The organism is Helicobacter mesocricetorum (genome assembly GCF_900198605.1).
GTDB lineage: Bacteria > Campylobacterota > Campylobacteria > Campylobacterales > Helicobacteraceae > Helicobacter_D > Helicobacter_D mesocricetorum.
In genome coordinates this window covers 1-17,162 of record NZ_FZPJ01000009.1, presented here as the reverse complement: position 1 = coordinate 17,162, position 17,162 = coordinate 1, and the positions used below count along the sequence as shown (strand labels likewise).

The following is a 17,162-nucleotide window of genomic DNA, read 5'->3' as shown; positions in this document are numbered from 1 at the left end:
TTACATCGCCATTGCAAGATAATCAAAAAACCCAACCTCTACCTCAAAGCTTCTAGCTAACTGCTTCTTAGTTAAAAGCCTATTATCCCCCAAGAGATATTCTTGATTTTTGTGCATAATAAGAACTTTATCCGCTAACATTTGGGCATTTTGCGGATAGTGCGTATTAATAATTATCCCCTTACCCCTATGCTTTAAAAGCTTTAAAATCTCTAAAATTTTATGCTGATTGTGAAAATCTAAATGAGATTCTGGCTCATCTAAAACTACCACCAAAGGATCATTTACTAAAGCTCTAGCAAAAATAACCATCTGCAATTCACCTCCACTTAAGGCATCGCAAGTTTTATCCTTTAAATGTATTATCCCAACTTCTTGTAATATTTTTTCCACCCTCAAACAATGCTCTTTTTTAGGGTTAAAATCTATCTTAGCATTGCAACCTAACAACACCATATCAAACACAGATAAACCGATATTAAAATTCTTGGCTTGAGGAATAAAGCCAATTTTTGAAAATAATTCCTTAGAATCCATACTTAAAATGGCTTTATCTTGCAAATAACTTCCCCCCTCTTTCCATTTCAAAAACCCCATACAACACTGAATCAAAGTTGTTTTTCCAACCCCATTACACCCAAGTATTGCCAATATCTCACCACCATTAACTTCAAAATCTATTTTTTCAAAAATCACTTTTTTATTACGATAAAAGGCTCCATTTTCTACACGAAACAAACTCATAATTTCATCACTCCTTTAAAACGATAAAGTATCACAATAAAAAACAAAGCCCCAATAACGGCACCTAAGATAGAGATAGGAATCTCTTCAGAGCTTAGGGATCTGCTTAAAGTATCAATAACCAACATAAAAATTGCACCAAGCACTAAACTAAGGGACATAACCGAACTCATATTACTACCCCCAATCATTCTTGCAATATGGGGAATGATTAAACCAACCCAGCCAATAATCCCACAAATACTCACCACACACGATACCATTAGCGTAGAGGCGAAGATTAAGCCTATTCTTAAACTTCTAATATTCAATCCTAAGCTTTTTGCTTCATTGTCATCAAGCATTAAAAGATTATGCTTCCAACGATACACAAAAATAATAATCCCGCCAAAAAGCATTCCCAAACAACAAAAGATTAACTGATGAAAATCACTGACATTTAAAGAGCCAAGCAACCAATAAGTCATTGCCGGTAAGGCATCTTGAGGGTCTGCAATATACTTTAAAAGCGAGATAAAACTCTGAAAAAGAGCAGAAATAATGATACCGCCTAAGATAATCATAATTCTATTATTAGAATCCCTCACAATAAGCAACACTAAAATTAGAGTCAAAATCCCAAAAGCAAAGGCAAAGAGGGTTAAAAAATAAATATTCAACCCCAAAAGGATTGCCAAAGCAGCTCCAAACCCAGCCCCACTTGCCACGCCTAAAATATCTGGAGAAGCTAGAGGATTCCTAAAAATGCTTTGAAAAGAAGCTCCACAAATCCCCAAAGATGCCCCCACAAAAATAGCTAAGATAATGCGTGGCAAACGCACTTCAAGGATAATATAACGCAACCTCTCATCAAGAGTCGTAGCCCAAGGAGAGAATAAAACTTCTAAAATCTGTCGATACTCTAAGGGATAGCGTCCAACACCTAGAACAAAAAAACTAAGCAATGCCAAAACGCATAAAAGCAATAGATATTTCATTAGTATTTATACGCAAACTTCATAAATGCGTTGATTCCGGGTTCTAAGAGGGGATTGGTTAAAGCCCTATTATAATTTATGTTTTCTTGGGTGGCAGGATTCCTTCCTTTGGTATTAAAGAGATTCTCCACACCAACAATCATCTCCATATCTTTAAAGTCTTTCTTAAAATACCCTAAATTCATCACTGCTTTAATATCACTCATCGTATAAGTTTTACTCTCCCTCTCTTGGGTATTATTAATTCTCTTTTTACCTAGATAAAGCCTTTGAATCCAGCTCAAACTCCCCCAGAGAAAATCATATCCTAAACTTAAACTTCCACTAAAAGGAGCAATATAAGCTAAAGGCTTATTAGCGGTTTTGTCTTGTCCATAAGTATAAGCTCCTACTAATTGGAGATTCCACTTCTCCAAAAAGCGATGCACACTTTCTAGCTCAATCCCTTGAACATAAGCTTTTCCTATATTTTGGTATTGTTGGGTAGTTGCATTAAGGCTTTGTAAGGCTATCATATCCGTATAATTCGTGCGATAAAAATTCAAAGAGCTATAATGGTTTTTATCGGCAAATTTAGCACCTATCTCATAGGTTTGTCCGGTTTCTGGCTTTAAATCCAAATTTGCAAGGGTTTGAATGGAAGCCCCATAGTCAGGAAACATTCCCGTAGTGCCTTGAGATTTGAAATCTTGAGAGATATTTGCGTTTAGGGAAAATTTATCATTGATAAAATAAGTAGCCCCTAGATTTCCTGTTAAAGCCCCTGTGGTCATCGTCGAATGAGAATCTAAAAATCTAGTCGTCTCAAGAGTAGTATCCATCCTCTCTGTTGTCGATTTCTTTTTACCTATTTTCATCTTATAATAATCATACCGCAAAGAACCAGAGAGAATCCAAGCCTCATTTAAGTAATAATCATCTTTGATATAAGGGGCAATGGAGACTTGATAAGTATCCCTTGAATTAAGTATCACTCTAGGATTGGGTCTTATCACCTCATCCCTTAGCTGTGTGGGAGAAATAGAACTCCAAACATCAATCCCATAGCTCAAAGAATGGGATTTGTAGGTTTTATCCAAGTTTAATCTCCCTCCCACATAGTTATTATTATAAACCTTTCTATGCCGATACTGCCCATTAGGAAGCTGATTATAAATATCTGTATCCCACCTCCTCCAGTAAGCATACCAATCCATCTTATCGGCAAAACCTGCTAACTCATAGGCTTCCACCCCCATTTTTAAGTAGATTTCTCTTAAGGGATCTTCAGACATTGTAAAGCCATAAGAACTCCCCGGACGACTAAATAACCCATTAGCTTCGTGGTTACTAACACTATAATATTTCCCCGATAAATAATAGCGAATGGCATTTTTGGTATAGCCTATATTAAAATCTGTGCCATAGGAATGATACTTAGATTCCTTAGCAATTCCTGCTGGGGTTCTAAAATCTGACGCCTTCCTCCCTGTTAAGCCCACCAAAACATCCCAGCCATCACCGCCGCCTAAGACTTCCGCTCTCCCTCCAAAGGCATTATTGACACTAGCTACCTCTACTCCTCGGATTTTTGCATCCATTTTAAAAGGAGCAGAAACATCCCCCATCCATCGCCTAGTCTTAAAGTTTATCACCCCATTCATCGCATTAGAGCCATACATAGAAGAAGCAGCCCCGCGAATAATCTCAATACTTTGAATCGCCAAAGGATCAATCATATCAAACTCTAGCTCTGTCCTACCATTCACTCTAACACCATCTATGGCGACAATAGATCGCCCATTACGCGTGTTTTGCCCCCTAATGCTTATATTCCCTCCTAATCCTGAAGTCCTTGCATAAGTTATGCCCGCAATCCTCTCTAAAATACTTTGAATCCCTCCACTTCCACTGCTAGATTCTAAAAGCTGTTTTTCTCCAATAAGACTCACATTTTTAGTAGGCATTTGTGATTGATACTCTAACAACTCCCAAGCAACCTCTTGGAAACTCTCCCCAGAAATACTAGCTTTATCCAAAATAACTTTATCATTAGCAACCAAAGCACTGATACCCAATAATAACACGATATATTTTTTCATTTTAACTCCTTAATAATGGATTCCTGTTTTGACATTAGGATTTAAAATTAAATCCAACTCTTTTTCCTCTAAGGCAATCTCATAAAACTCATAAAAATAGTCTTTAAAGATTTTTCTCATATCCAAATCCTTAAAAACCTCTGGATGGTTATGCTTGGCTAAAAACAACAATACAGGTCCTAACTCAAGACTTGGCGCAAAGGGACGATAAGTCGCTAGGGGGAGCTTATAAACCCTATTTTGCCTAACAGCCTCTAAACTCTTATATTCTTTCTTTTTCATAAACTCTTGAGGGGATAAGGGGGTAAAGTTAGAAATATAAATCACATCAGGATTAAGGTTATAAATCTCTTCTACGCCAATACTCTTTAAATCCCGATAACCCAAAGGATTCTCGCCTCCGCTAAAGCCAATAAGATAATCAGAAAAATATCCTGTTGAGATATTATCTTTTTCAAATCGGTGGATGATTAACACTTTAGGTTTTTTGAGATTCTTTGTTTTTTTCTCGATAAATTCCTCTATTTGGGTAATAGAATGCAAAAGCTTTTGATTTTTTTCATAAATAGAAAAATAGGGTTGCAACTCCACTAGCCAATGCTCTAAAGTCTTTTTAGAATTATGATTTTCTATATTGGTGCTAAGTTCTATGACTTTTACCCCAGCATTCTTTAACCCGCCACAAATTTTAAGATTTGCAAAGCCACAAATATAAATATCCACATCCATAGCCAACAACTCTTCTAAATTTTCATTATTGCCAATTCTTGCCTCTTTATACTGCGGAAAATACTTTTCATTAATAGAGTTTTGCATAACATTATAAGAGGTTTTTGGGATATAAACTAGCTTCGCATCACTCCAAAATGCTAATAATGAGGGAAGTGGCCAAAGCCCTATAACTGCCACTTTATGAGATTGTGTGGCAAGAGTAAAGCTTAAAAATACTCCACAAAGCAATACAATAATCTTTAACATCTTATTCCTTTTACTAAATAATCCCAGCCCTAAAATCAGGCTTTAAAATTAACTCTACTTGCTTTTGGGTAAGAGGGATTCCATAAAATTTCAAAAAATGCTTTTTAAAAGTATCCTCTAAGGATATATCTCCAAATAAAGATGGATAGGTTTTCTTTGCCATAAAAAGCAAGGTAGGCGCAATATCAAGACTTGGCGCATAAGGGCGATAAGTCGCTAAGGGGAGCTTATGCACTCTTTTTTCCTTCACTGCTTTTAATCTCTGCCATTCTTTGGACTGCAATAAATCTTTTTCTTGCGTATCTGTAAAATTAGTGATAAAAATCACATCCGGGTCGAGTTTATAAATCATCTCAAGATTCACAAGACCATCATTAGAGGATTTAAAAACATTTTCCCCTCCACTTTTTTCGATTAAATAATCCCTCCCTCCTAGAGTAATCTGATTATGATTTAGGGATTTTAAAATCATTACTTTTGCTTGAGAATCTTGTGCTTGAGAATCTTGAGTGCGATTTGCGATAAACTCCTCTACTTGCGTAATATCCTCTAAAATCTCCTTTTGCTTTAAAGCAATGTCAAAATACTTCCCCACACCCTCTAGCCACACTTGCAGGGCTTTTTTGAGATTATAATTCTCCACATTGACGGGGAAGCTTATCACCTCTTTATTTGCCTTTTGAAGCTGGGTATAGAGCTTCATATCTGCTATATGGCACATATACACATCCGCATCCAACCCCAACAGCTCCTCAATGTTTTCATTACTCCCATAAGGAATCTCCAAAAACTCCGGCTTTAGCTCCGCAACAACTGAATACTTTGCCGCATTGACAGAGGCTTTTGGCATATAAACAATTTTTGCATCTGTTAAGAAACTCAAAATCACCGGCATAGGCCACAATCCGCCAAAAACCGCTACTTTCACTTCAGCAAACAAAGGTAATGCCAAAAGTATAGAAAACGCTAGAATCTTTTTCATTTTGTCCCCAAAATATCCGATTCTATCCACTGCATATATTTATCCAAAAAGGGAATGGTAACAGGCATAAACCCCTGCCCTATGTGAAAATCAGGATCAAGGGAAGTTAAATAAAGATTCCCTTTAAAATGATGACTCTTGCAAATAATCGCCTCCCCAATTTCATTGACTAAGATTTTTTCATATTTTTCATTTTCTTTAAACACTCCGTGATAATGCCATTTGCACTCATCAACCCTTAAAAACTTCCAAATACTATCCTCCTCCCTTAAGGCACACATTGGCAAATCTGCCCCCTTATGCACCCACCACCAAAAATTCACTTCAGAGCTTTGATAATGCAAATGAGGCAAAAACTCCACTTCAGCCCCACCTAATAAAACAATATGCCCTCCATTATCGATATATTCCAAGAATTTGTTAGCATTTTGCATTAAAAACTTAGGGTTTAACCTAGAGCTTATCACTACGCAATCAAAACTACTTAAATCCTCTTTGTAGAGATCTGGCAAATAAATCTTATGATTAAAAATAGTATTGAATCTCCCCTCACAAGCTTGAAACAAATAGTGATGATAAAAACTCCCACCTACAATAATCGCCTTTTTCAAAACCTCTCCTTTACAATCTTTGCAAGATAGATTAAAAGATTTAGCCCAAGCCTTTTAGCTGTGCTTTGCTCAAAAAGCCCATAGCCAAACAAATCCGCCCCCGCAGTGCTAAGAATCATTCCATTTGTAGAATCTCTATCAATATACCCCACGCAACAATCAGCATTATCCTTTAAAAAAATCTCTGCATTTTTAGGGGGATTAAAATATCCGCGAGAAAAAAACCCACAAACCCCTCTCCTATAAGTAATATCATAATCTTTCACACCTCTAGTGATAGGATGTTTGCAAGTTAAAATCCTTCTACTTTTAAGAGGAATCTCACTAACGATATACAAAGAGTTTCCGGGTAGCCACTCTTTATAATTTTGCGTAAAACTAAGCAAAATCCCACCCTTATCTAAAAATTTCGCAATCACCTCTTTATGATGATAGAGCAAAACCTGATCGATTCCACTTGGAATAAGAATTATTTTAAACCCCTCCTTCAAAGAATCTCCCAAAAAAGCAGATTCTAATCCCTCATACGCATCCACATTAATAAAAACATTTTGATACATACTATCTTTTAGCCCAAAATCCATAGAAGAATCTTGCTGTGTATCCAAAACACAAATCCCCCCGTAATATTTGATAAAATCAATGCTAGAGCTGATATTGCTATAATCAATCATCTGTAACCAACTTAATACTAAAATTATATATAATAACTATTATTATAATTATATTTAAACAATTTTAAAAAAATCTGAAAGATATTCTAATGACAGCACAAAAACATATACTAATTATCAAAAAGATTAATATAAGGTGAATTTAATCTATGAAAAACATATTTTGTATTTGCTATAAACGCAAATCCTCATCCAAGATTTCTATCTCTTTTATTAAGATATACCTAATCCAGAAAATAAAATTTAATGAGAATCTTTAAAAACTACCATAAATAGATATTTTAGATAAACTTAAGTTTCATCAATATTCTTTAAATAATATACTATCTTAGTATTATTAAACTTCAAAATAAGAGAAGTGAAATAACTATCCACCCCCTACCCCCAAATCATTCCACCTGCTTAATCATTATGAGTAACATATAAATAGCTTTTCTTATAATACCTTAAGATATTAAGTTTTTTTTAAATTTTTTTTCTTAGAATGAACCCTATGTAAAGATAATTTGTATTCATCAAAAGAGGTCTATCTTGATTGAGCTTAAAAATGTAAATAAATTTTATGGTAAGCACCAAGTGTTAAAAAATATTAATTTAGCAGTCAATGAAGGTGAAAAACTCGTTATCATAGGTCCAAGTGGAAGCGGTAAAAGCACAACGATTCGTTGTATGAATGGCTTAGAAGAAGTAAGTTCGGGAAGCGTTATTGTTAATGGAATCGAGCTTACCCATAAAACAAAGCTTACTATTTGTCGTAAGTATTGCGCAATGGTTTTTCAGCATTTCAACCTTTATCCGCATATGAGCGTATTACGAAACCTCACTCTTGCTCCTATGAAAATCCAAAAAAAGAGCAAAAAAGAAGCAGAAGAGATTGCCTATAAATACCTTAAGGTAGTGGGACTACAAGAAAAGGCAAATGTATATCCAGCCACACTTAGTGGGGGGCAACAACAAAGAGTAGCAATCGCAAGAAGTCTTTGCACCCAAAAGAAAATCATCCTCTTTGATGAGCCAACTTCTGCACTAGACCCAGAAACAGTGCAAGAAGTATTAGATGTAATGAGAGAAATTTCTCACGAAAAAGGCACGACAATGGTTATAGTAACTCACGAAATGGGTTTTGCTAAAGAAGTCGCTGATAGGGTTATATTTATGGAAAATGGAGCAATTATAGAATCTGATACTCCTAAAAGCTTTTTTGAGAATCCCAAAAATGAGCGAACACAGCTCTTTTTAAGCAAGATTCTTACACATTAACTTAATTTATTCAAGGAGTTTATATGAAAAAGTTATATAAAAACATACTAGTAGGACTTAGCATAGGTTTTATCCCTCTACTCATTGCGTGTAGTAACAATAGCAATGAACAAACAAGCACACTTGATACTATCAAAAAGCGTGGAGAACTTGTAGTAGGCGTCAAAAAAGATGCACCAAACTTTGGCTTACTTAATCCAAAGACTAACGAAATTGAAGGCTTTGAAATTGATATGGCAAAAATGCTTGCCAAAGAAATTCTAGGGGATGAAAATAAAATAAAGCTAGAACCCGTAACTGCAAAAACACGAGGACCACTACTTGATAATGGCACATTAGATGCGGTAATTGCAACTTTTACTATCACAGAAGAAAGAAAGAAAACCTATAATTTCACCGATTCTTATTATAGTGATCCTATTGGCTTTTTAGTGTTAAGAGAAAATAATTTCACCAATTTTAAAAGCCTAGATGGCAAAACAATTGGCGTAGCACAGGCAGCAACCACCAAAAAAGCTGTTTTGGAAGCCGCAGAAGAAGCAAGTATTAAAGTTAAAGTGCAAGAACTACCAGATTATCCATCTTTAAAAGCCGCATTAGATTCTAAGCGGATTGACGCATTCTCTGTGGATAAATCCATCTTACGCGGATATTTAGATGATAATAATATTATTTTAGAAGATAGTCTCAACCCTCAAGAATACGGAATTGTAACGCGCAAAAGTGATACGCAATGGAGTAAATATGTCAATGACTTTGTTCGCAATAACAATGTTGCTATCAATGAACTTGCGAAAAAATGGAATTTAAAATAATACTTTAATCTTTGGAGATACAATGAGTGATTCACCTTTTGCATTATGGAGATGGGTTGATACTCTCTCCCATATTAATGTATTTTTTGAAGGCTTTGGCTATACACTTTTAATCTCTATCTTAGCATTAAGCATTGCAATTATTATGGGGGTATTTCACGCCCTGATGGCAACAGGTAAATTTGCAATATTACGATGGTGGGCTAGAGTGTATGTAGAATTCTTTCAAAATACACCCTTACTTATTAATTTATTCTTTTTGTATTATGTTCTGCCCAAAGTCCCCTATATTGGTATCACACTTGATGTTTTTACTATCGGTGTAGTTGGGATTGGTGTTTATACAGGAGCATATATGAGTGAGGTAATGCGAAGTGGAATCCAATCTATCCCAAAAGGACAATTTGAAGCTGCTACTTCGCAGGGTTTTAATTATATGCAAAAAATGTTTTATATTATTTTGCCACAGACTATCAAAATAATTCTACCTCCAGCGACTAATCAAGCAGTCAATCTCATCAAAAACACCTCTGTATTGGCTATTATAGCAGGTGCAGAAATTATGTATAATGCGGATTCTTATGCACAATCAAGCCTTAATTATGCACCTGCGTATGTAATTGCTGGAGCCTTTTATTTCATAACTTGTTATGCTTTAGCCATTTTTACGCGCTTCTATGAAGAAAAGATCAAAAAAGACATATTTAACAAGGTTGGCGGAAATGAATATCATTGATTTTTATGCGCTACTAGGCGGATTAAAACTCACCATCATTATGGCATTTTTTGCCGCAGGTGGAGCAATTATTTTTGGTTCTATCCTTGCAGTAATGAGAAACTATGGCACTTATGGTGCTGGTAAATTTTGGGGATATTTAGCTGGAATCTATATAGAGGTTTTTAGAAATACTCCTCTGTTATTATGGATGTATGCAGCCTGTTTTGTTCTACCTATTATGCTTGGGATACCTGCAAATTACGCAGTGCTTGGAACTATTGGCTTATTTCTTTATACTTCTTCTGTAATGGCAGAAATTATTCGCGGAGGACTAAATTCTATCCCCAAAGGACAATTCGAAGCTGCTGCCTCACAAGGCTTTAACTTCCCCTTTACATTATGGTATATAATCTTTCCACAATGCTACCGCAAAGTAACTCCCACCATCTTATCACAATGTGTTACGACTATCAAAGATACTTCTTTTCTTGCTGCATTAAATGTTGTAGAACTAACTAATGTTTCAAAAGATATTTTAGCGCGCTCTACAAGTTTTCAAGAAATCGTTACGGTATTTGCCACCGTAGCGGGATTATATTTTATCGTTTGCTTTATCCTCTCTTTAATCGTCCGAACTTATGCAAAGCACACAAACATTCAAGCACATTAATAAACAAAATTGACCTCCTTTATTACTTTAAGGGAGTTTTGGAGGCTCTAAATCTCTCTTTCTTGCCGCAACAATTATCAAAAGAATCGTCGCCACGACAAAATAGTATAAAAATACAGGAATTGGCAGAGGATCTCCAGCAGCATAAGAATGAAGTCCAGAGAGATAAAAATTCACGCCAAAATAAGTCATTAAAATAGAATAAAACGCCACAACGCTTAAAACTGCGAAAATATAAGGATTATCTCCTTTAGGTAAAAATCTTATATGCAAAACCACAGCATAGATAGCAATAGATATTAAAGCCCAAGTCTCCTTTGCATCCCATCCCCAATATCTCCCCCAAGATTCATTAGCCCATACTCCACCTAAAAAATTCCCAATAGCAAGCATTGCCAAACCTAAAATCATCGACATTTCATTAATGGTATGCAAAGTCAAAATTGTCTGATCAATTTGCAAATATTTCTTTGAACGAAACACAAAGAGCAATAAAGTAATAGCACCTAGCATAAAACAAAGTCCTAAAAATCCATAACTTGCGGTGATAATAGAGACATGAATATTTAGCCAATACGATTTCAAAACAGGGATTAAATTCCCAATTTGTGGATCCATAAGACCCAAATGAGCAACAAAAAGGGAGATTCCAGCTAGAAAACTTGCCGTGGCAAGGGCTAAGAAACTCCTAGAAAAAAACACTACTCCAGCAATTCCAGCTGCCCACGCAATATAAATCATAGATTCATAAGCATTACTCCAAGGTGCGTGTCCTCCTACATACCAGCGCACACCCAATCCAAATGTATGTAAAAGCACCAAAATCACAATCACCCAATAAATAACTTTAGTGGGCAAGATATTAATATTTTTATTTCGTAAAATCTGCACTAAGACAAGGACAAATAACAACACTCCCGCCAAAATATAAAAAAAAGTCAAATTATCAAAAATATTATAATGGTTTAAAAAAATCTCTAAAGTAATCTTAGAATGCGGAGGCAATAACCCCTCACCAAATTTTTGCTGAATCTTTTGCAATGCCACAAGGGCTAAACTAGCGTTTTCCCAATTATCTTCCACCAAACCTTGATGAAAACTTGCAAAATACGCTTGAAAAAGCTTACGCAACTGCTCTGTATCCTTTTGACTAAAATCAATCATTGCCTCCGTTGGTGCATACCAAGTCGTGCTTTCTTCTCTAAAATCAGGAATAACGCGCAAACTTTGAGCAGTATAAATTAAATAAGCCACATTAATGCGTTCATCAACACTTAACACATCCTTATCAAACTTATCACGCATAGAAGGCTTTTTTCTATTAGCTTCCTCTAAATAATTAACTAATTTATATTCACCATCAAGAAATACATCATCAAAAGCAATATATCTATCTTTAGAATCCACACCTATAATTTCTTTAAGTTTTGGGGTAGAAATAGCAATCATTTTGATTTTTTTAAACTCATTAGGATACATCATCATCCCTAAAAATAACTGCATATTATTAAGACCTAAAAACTCATCTTTCTTAGTCATTTTATGAATATATTCCATAGCCATTGTATCCACAGGTTTTATCCTACCACCAAAGTCTTGCACAAGAAGTCTTCCAAACTCTTTAGAATGTGGCAAAGATTTACTCTTAAGACTTTCTAGTAAATCTAAAATATTCTCATTACTAAGTAGCTCATTATCAAACCTTTGAGAATCCTCTTGAATATTCTGTGCATAAGCAGGATAACTCATAAAAAAGGCACTTATGAGGGTAAAGGCGATAGCTAGATTCTGCATCTTGAGATATTGACCCAGCTTATAAAATCTCCCATTTTTTGCAAAAAATGACCACAAAAGCCCTAAAGTTAGCATAGCATAACCAATATAAGTTGGGATTTTGCCGGGATCTCTATTTACAGATAATATTGTCCCTAATTCATCTTGATCATAAGAAGATTGAAAAAACCTAAAACCACCATAATCCAAAACATTATTCATAAAGATTCTATGCGATTCTTTAAGATTATTTTCCTCATCAATTAAAACAATTTCTGAAGCATAAGAAGAAGGACTCATAGATCCCGGATACCTATCAAGCTCAAAGTCTTTTAATTCTAGGGTAAAAGGAAGTGTGATAGCCCTACTACCCCACTCTAAACCAAATTTTGCATCACCTAAGCTAAAGAGGACAGGAGCTTGTCCCATTATATTTTTTTCTACATTAATAATTTCCCTAGCCCCCCCATAGCTAACTTCTACCTTTAAACCATCAATACCCATTTTATCTTCTGCAGGGAGATACTCTAGCAATCTTACACGCAATTCATTATTTAAAAAAAGCATTTTTTCATCGAATTTTTTTTGCACCAAAGAAGTAATAGTTGTAGGAAAAAATGCACGATACGCCTTATCATCTATCTTTGCTAAAATAGTCAAAAATTCCTCTTGGGATTGCAGGACATTGCTCCTATCTCCCTCTCTTATATGCATAACACCTTCAAAGCCATAATATCTAGTGATAGCTGCTCCTATAAAAATCACAACCAAAGAAGAATGAAAAAGCACACTTGCGTATTTTTTTCTCTGCCAAGCACGGGATCGTATTAAAACACCAATAAGATTTAGCACCAAAAGTAAATGCAATAAGTCAAACCATTGTGTATTATAAATCAAAGCCTTAGCAGCTGGAGTCCCATAATCATTTTCTATAAAAGTTGCTACACCACAGGCTGTGGCATACATAAGCAACAATGTAATCATAACCCAAAAATTACAAAAGCTTTTAATGATTCCATTAACAAAAATTCGCAGTTCCATTAATTCCTTTCTTTTTAAAATAAACAAATTCTATAACAAAAACTGCTAACCATTAGTTAATTAAATCTTCTTTTGTTCAAACAAATCGCGTAATCTCATTGCTATGGTTTTTTCATCCAACTTAGCAATATCTGGATTTTTTAAAAACTCTAAGGTAGTCATAAATCGCTCCTTTTGCATATATCCCGGATAGACTAGCAAAGTATCCCCATTAGCATTAAGAAAGACCAATGTAGGAGTTGAGCGAACACCATATATTTGCCCCAACTTAGCCGTCGATAATTCCTTATTTAGAAAATCAACATTATGTTTTTTAGAATAACTAAGATTAATATAATAAGGAGAAAAGCTCGTTTGCAGGGTTTCTTTAATTTGCAAATCTTGCTTAATAAGCGTTTTTAATCTCTCACAATACAAACAACCATTAGCACCAAAAACTAAAAAATAAGGCTTATCCTGTGTAGTAATATTTTGCGTCTCCAAAAATACATCCGCTACTTCCGCATAGGAATTTTTATCAATACTATTCATCTCCTCTAAATGCTTTTTTGGAGTATTTGTCCCTTCAGAGATAACACTAGAATCTGCCTTTTCACAGCCAAGCAACAAAGTAATGACTGCAAAACTCATTAGATTAGTAATCAATATACGCATTCTTAAACCTTTAATAAAATATTTTGGCATTTTATACTTTTATTCTTTTATTAAATTTACATAAGCCCTATTTTCCACAAATTAAGCCTTAGACTTCTTGTAATATTTATAGACTAAAGGCACAACAACAATCAAAACAGCCATAACCAATAAAACCTGTGCAATATAGCCCCGCCATAAAATTGAAAAATCTCCACCACTAATAGACAAGGCTCTCCTTAAATTCACTTCTAAAAGCTCCCCCAAGACAAAACCTAAGATTAAAGGTGCCATAGGAAAAGCAAGTTTTCTCAAAAAATAACCCGCTATACCAATAATAATGATTAAAAAAATATCAAAATTTGTGCTATTAATCGAATAAATCCCAATAACAGAAATCACGGCAATAATAGGTGCTAAAATCCAAGTAGGAACATTTAAGATTCTTACAAAAACCCCAATTAAAGGAATATTTAAAATGAGCAATAAAATATTTGCAATCAGCAAAGAAGCAATAATCCCCCAAACAATATCAGGCTGCTCATTAAACATACTAGGACCGGGATTAATATTATAAAGACTTAAAGCCCCTATCATTACTGCAGTCGTCCCAGAGCCGGGAAGCCCTAAAGTTAGCATAGGAATAAAAGAACCACAAGCTGAAGCATTATTCGCAGCCTCTGGTGCTGCAATACCCTTTAAATCCCCCTCTCCAAACTTTCCCTCTTTACCCGCTAACTTTTTTTCATTCATATAAGAAATCGCACTTGCTATGGTAGCACCAGCCCCGGGCAACACACCTACAAAAAATCCTGTAACCCCAGACCTTATAATCACCCAAAAACAATAAAAAAACTCCTTTAAGCTAATCAAAAGCCTTCCTGTTTTTTTGATAACAACCCCACCGGTATGAGTATTTTCTAAAATCAACAAAATCTCGCTAATAGAAAATAAACCAATAACAAGGATAATAAAAGGAATCCCATCAAATAAATGAGGATTCTCAAAGGTAAAGCGATAAACACCCGAATTCCCATCTATGCCTATTGTTGTCAAAAACAACCCAATAAGAGCAGCCATAAATGAACGAATAGGTTTTTGCGCCATCATAGAACCTAAAGTCGCCAAAGCAAACACTATCAAAGCAAAATATTCAGTAGGTCCAAAGCTTAAAGACCATTTAGCCAACAAAGGAGCAAATAAAACAATCCCAACAATAGCTATAAAAGAACCAATAAAAGAGCTTATAGCCGAAATACAAAGAGCCTTCCCAGCCTCTCCTGATTTGGCAAGCGGATACCCATCCAAAGTCGTCATAATAGCTGCCGCATCTCCGGGTATCCCAAGTAAAATCGAAGAAATCCTACCACCATATTCACACCCAAGATAAACAGTGGCTAACAAAATCAACGCTGAAGCAGGTTCAAGCCCTATGGAGTAAGCCAAAGGAAGCAAAATAGCGACACCATTAATAGGTCCCAACCCGGGCAACATCCCTACTATCGTCCCTATCAAACAACCAATCATCGCAATAATCAAATTCTCCAAGCTAAGGGCTACACTAAAGCCCTGTAAGAGATAATTCCATATATCCATTCTATCCTTTCACTTTTACAATCTTAACCCTACACCAAGATTAATGTTATGCAAATATCTCACCTTGTGGCAAAGTAATTTGCATAAGAGTATCAAAAAGACAAAATAATGCCAAACTACACAATACCGCAAAAACAAGAGCAGGAAAAACTCTAGCCCCAAAAATAAGAGCAACAAAAAATATAAAAATCGCACTTGCAAACAAAAATCCCAAATACTCAAAAGCCCAAGCATAGCAAAAGAAATTTAAGAGCAAAAAAGCTAAAGATTGCAATAGCTTGAGACTAGGCCATTGGATTTTTGTTTGTTCTGAAAAAAACAAAAGTAAAACATTACAAAGAGCTATTAAAGCAAGTGTTGCTAAGGGAAAAGGACGCGGTCCTAGAGGTTCATAGCTAAACTCACTTTTTATACCAAGCCCATAATGCATTAAAACAAGGCTTAAAAATATAAAAAGTAGAGCAAAAATGCGGATGCTTAACATATTAACTTATTTATTGAATAAGCTGGAATTCTTTAGCCAATTGACGCATTTGATAAGTTTGCTTTTTGACAAATTCTTCTAATTCCTTACCGCTTTTATTAAACTCAAATAAAGCCCTCTGCTCCCTTTGTTGCTGAAAAGATGGAGTCTCCCAAAGCCTTTCAAAAGCACTAAGCCACCACTCATAATCTTTTTGTGCAACCTTAGGAGCCATATAATATCCACGAATGGCTGGCCACACAACATCATATCCTAATTCCTTGGCAGTAGGAATCTGCGCTATTTTGTCATTAAGCTTCAAACGCTCTTCTGAAAAGATAGCTAAAATCCTTATACTCCCTGATTCTAATTGAGGCACTAGCTCACCAAGCCCTTGCACAGCAGCATCAATATGCCCACCAAGCAAAGAAATCATCGTATCGCCTCCACCTTCAAAAGCGACATAACGAGTATTTTTAATATTCACATTAGCAGACTTCGCAAGCAAGGCAGTAACCATCCAATCTTGTCCGCCAACACTCCCTGCAGCACCAAAACTAAGTGCTTGAGGATTAGCCCTTAAATCATCAAGGAGTTGCTTTAAGCTTTGGTATTTGGAATCCGCTTTAACATAAATCGCCGAATAATCTACTCCCGCTGTTGCAAGCCATTTCACATCATTTTCATTATATTTACCATGCTTTCCTGTGGCGATATTAAGCAATGTTCCACTCGAAAAAGCCACAATAATATTAGAATCTTTAGCTTTAGAATTAATCATCGCATTATAAGCGACAACGCCAACTCCCCCGGGCATATAAGTTACACGCATAGTCTTTTTCAAGATTCCGCTATCTGCTAGACTTATTTGTGCTAATTTACAAGTCAAATCAAACCCTCCTCCGGGTTTAGCAGGAGCTATACACTCCGGCTGTCTAGGTTCTGCGAACAAAACTCCAACAAAAGCCAAAAAAGATACAAAAACTTTAAATTTCATCAATTTCTCCTTAAAGTAATATGCTTAAAACTGATAATGAGTAATCCTAACGAACTTTGTATATAATTTGAATATAAAATTTAGAAGAAATTTTAATTCCTCTTTGATAGATAAAAAATATGTAACTTTTTATAATCTTAAACCACACT

General features: G+C 35.3%; 16 protein-coding genes. 4 read left to right on the top strand and 12 right to left on the bottom strand.

All coding sequences use genetic code 11. The features are described 5' to 3' along the window. The 7 genes from C6H18_RS02245 to C6H18_RS02215 are packed head-to-tail and all read right to left on the bottom strand — an operon-like array spanning position 1 to position 7,047. Complete coding sequence (locus C6H18_RS02245; RefSeq protein ID WP_052087288.1) at positions 1 to 744, bottom strand: ABC transporter ATP-binding protein; 744 nt, start codon at positions 742 to 744, stop codon at positions 1 to 3. Then, a complete protein-coding gene (locus C6H18_RS02240; RefSeq protein WP_104721489.1) occupies positions 741 to 1,721 on the bottom strand; it encodes a FecCD family ABC transporter permease in 981 nt (326 codons plus the stop codon). The genes C6H18_RS02245 and C6H18_RS02240 overlap by 4 nt, the downstream gene beginning before the upstream one ends. Continuing rightward, the gene (locus C6H18_RS02235) at positions 1,721 to 3,802 is read right to left on the bottom strand and encodes a TonB-dependent receptor (protein ID WP_104721488.1); all 2,082 of its coding nucleotides are present in this window, start codon (positions 3,800 to 3,802) and stop codon (positions 1,721 to 1,723) included. Before C6H18_RS02235 ends, C6H18_RS02240 begins: the two co-directional genes overlap by 1 nt. 9 nt (positions 3,803 to 3,811) lie before the next feature. After that, the gene (locus tag C6H18_RS02230) at positions 3,812 to 4,780 is read right to left on the bottom strand and encodes an ABC transporter substrate-binding protein (protein WP_104721487.1); all 969 of its coding nucleotides are present in this window, start codon (positions 4,778 to 4,780) and stop codon (positions 3,812 to 3,814) included. Between the two features lie 13 nt (positions 4,781 to 4,793). Further along, on the bottom strand, positions 4,794 to 5,762 hold the full coding sequence (locus tag C6H18_RS02225; protein ID WP_104721486.1) for an ABC transporter substrate-binding protein: 969 nt from the start codon (positions 5,760 to 5,762) through the stop codon (positions 4,794 to 4,796). Beyond that, entirely contained in the window at positions 5,759 to 6,373 is a 615-nt protein-coding gene (locus C6H18_RS02220; RefSeq protein WP_104721485.1) for a hypothetical protein, read from the bottom strand. Before C6H18_RS02220 ends, C6H18_RS02225 begins: the two co-directional genes overlap by 4 nt. Next, a complete protein-coding gene (locus C6H18_RS02215; RefSeq protein ID WP_104721484.1) occupies positions 6,370 to 7,047 on the bottom strand; it encodes an aspartate/tyrosine/aromatic aminotransferase in 678 nt (225 codons plus the stop codon). The genes C6H18_RS02220 and C6H18_RS02215 overlap by 4 nt, the downstream gene beginning before the upstream one ends. A 531-nt stretch (positions 7,048 to 7,578) precedes the next feature. Here C6H18_RS02215 and C6H18_RS02210 point away from each other — a divergent pair. From C6H18_RS02210 to C6H18_RS02195, 4 genes are read left to right on the top strand one after another with little or no spacing between them, the layout of a single operon-like run. Next, complete coding sequence (locus C6H18_RS02210; protein ID WP_104721483.1) at positions 7,579 to 8,307, top strand: amino acid ABC transporter ATP-binding protein; 729 nt, start codon at positions 7,579 to 7,581, stop codon at positions 8,305 to 8,307. A 23-nt stretch (positions 8,308 to 8,330) separates the two neighbouring features. Next, positions 8,331 to 9,122 carry a transporter substrate-binding domain-containing protein gene (locus C6H18_RS02205; protein ID WP_104721482.1) on the top strand — a complete coding sequence of 264 codons (792 nt, stop codon included), beginning with the start codon at positions 8,331 to 8,333 and terminating at the stop codon, positions 9,120 to 9,122. Positions 9,123 to 9,144: 22 nt separating this feature from the next. After that, entirely contained in the window at positions 9,145 to 9,858 is a 714-nt protein-coding gene (locus C6H18_RS02200) for an amino acid ABC transporter permease (RefSeq protein WP_104721481.1), read from the top strand. Next, positions 9,845 to 10,510, top strand: a complete 666-nt coding sequence (locus C6H18_RS02195) for an amino acid ABC transporter permease (RefSeq protein ID WP_104721480.1) — start codon at positions 9,845 to 9,847, stop codon at positions 10,508 to 10,510. Before C6H18_RS02200 ends, C6H18_RS02195 begins: the two co-directional genes overlap by 14 nt. Before the next feature lie 27 nt (positions 10,511 to 10,537). Here the strand turns inward: C6H18_RS02195 and ccsA are convergent, their stop codons facing one another. The 5 genes from ccsA to C6H18_RS02170 all read right to left on the bottom strand — a co-directional run bounded on the left by ccsA (position 10,538) and on the right by C6H18_RS02170 (position 17,013). Then, a complete protein-coding gene (gene ccsA / locus C6H18_RS02190; protein WP_104721479.1) occupies positions 10,538 to 13,324 on the bottom strand; it encodes a cytochrome c biogenesis protein CcsA in 2,787 nt (928 codons plus the stop codon). A gap of 60 nt (positions 13,325 to 13,384) precedes the next feature. Then, a complete protein-coding gene (locus C6H18_RS02185) occupies positions 13,385 to 13,978 on the bottom strand; it encodes a SoxW family protein (protein WP_199770104.1) in 594 nt (197 codons plus the stop codon). Positions 13,979 to 14,059: 81 nt separating this feature from the next. Next, entirely contained in the window at positions 14,060 to 15,553 is a 1,494-nt protein-coding gene (locus tag C6H18_RS02180) for a tripartite tricarboxylate transporter permease (RefSeq protein WP_104721478.1), read from the bottom strand. 46 nt (positions 15,554 to 15,599) lie between these two features. Further along, positions 15,600 to 16,037: a tripartite tricarboxylate transporter TctB family protein gene (locus C6H18_RS02175; RefSeq protein ID WP_104721477.1), complete on the bottom strand. Its 438-nt coding sequence runs from the start codon at positions 16,035 to 16,037 to the stop codon at positions 15,600 to 15,602. Positions 16,038 to 16,047: 10 nt separating this feature from the next. Then, positions 16,048 to 17,013, bottom strand: coding sequence for a tripartite tricarboxylate transporter substrate binding protein (locus tag C6H18_RS02170; RefSeq protein ID WP_104721476.1), 966 nt, complete (start codon positions 17,011 to 17,013; stop codon positions 16,048 to 16,050). Between the last annotated feature and the right edge of the window lie 149 nt (positions 17,014 to 17,162).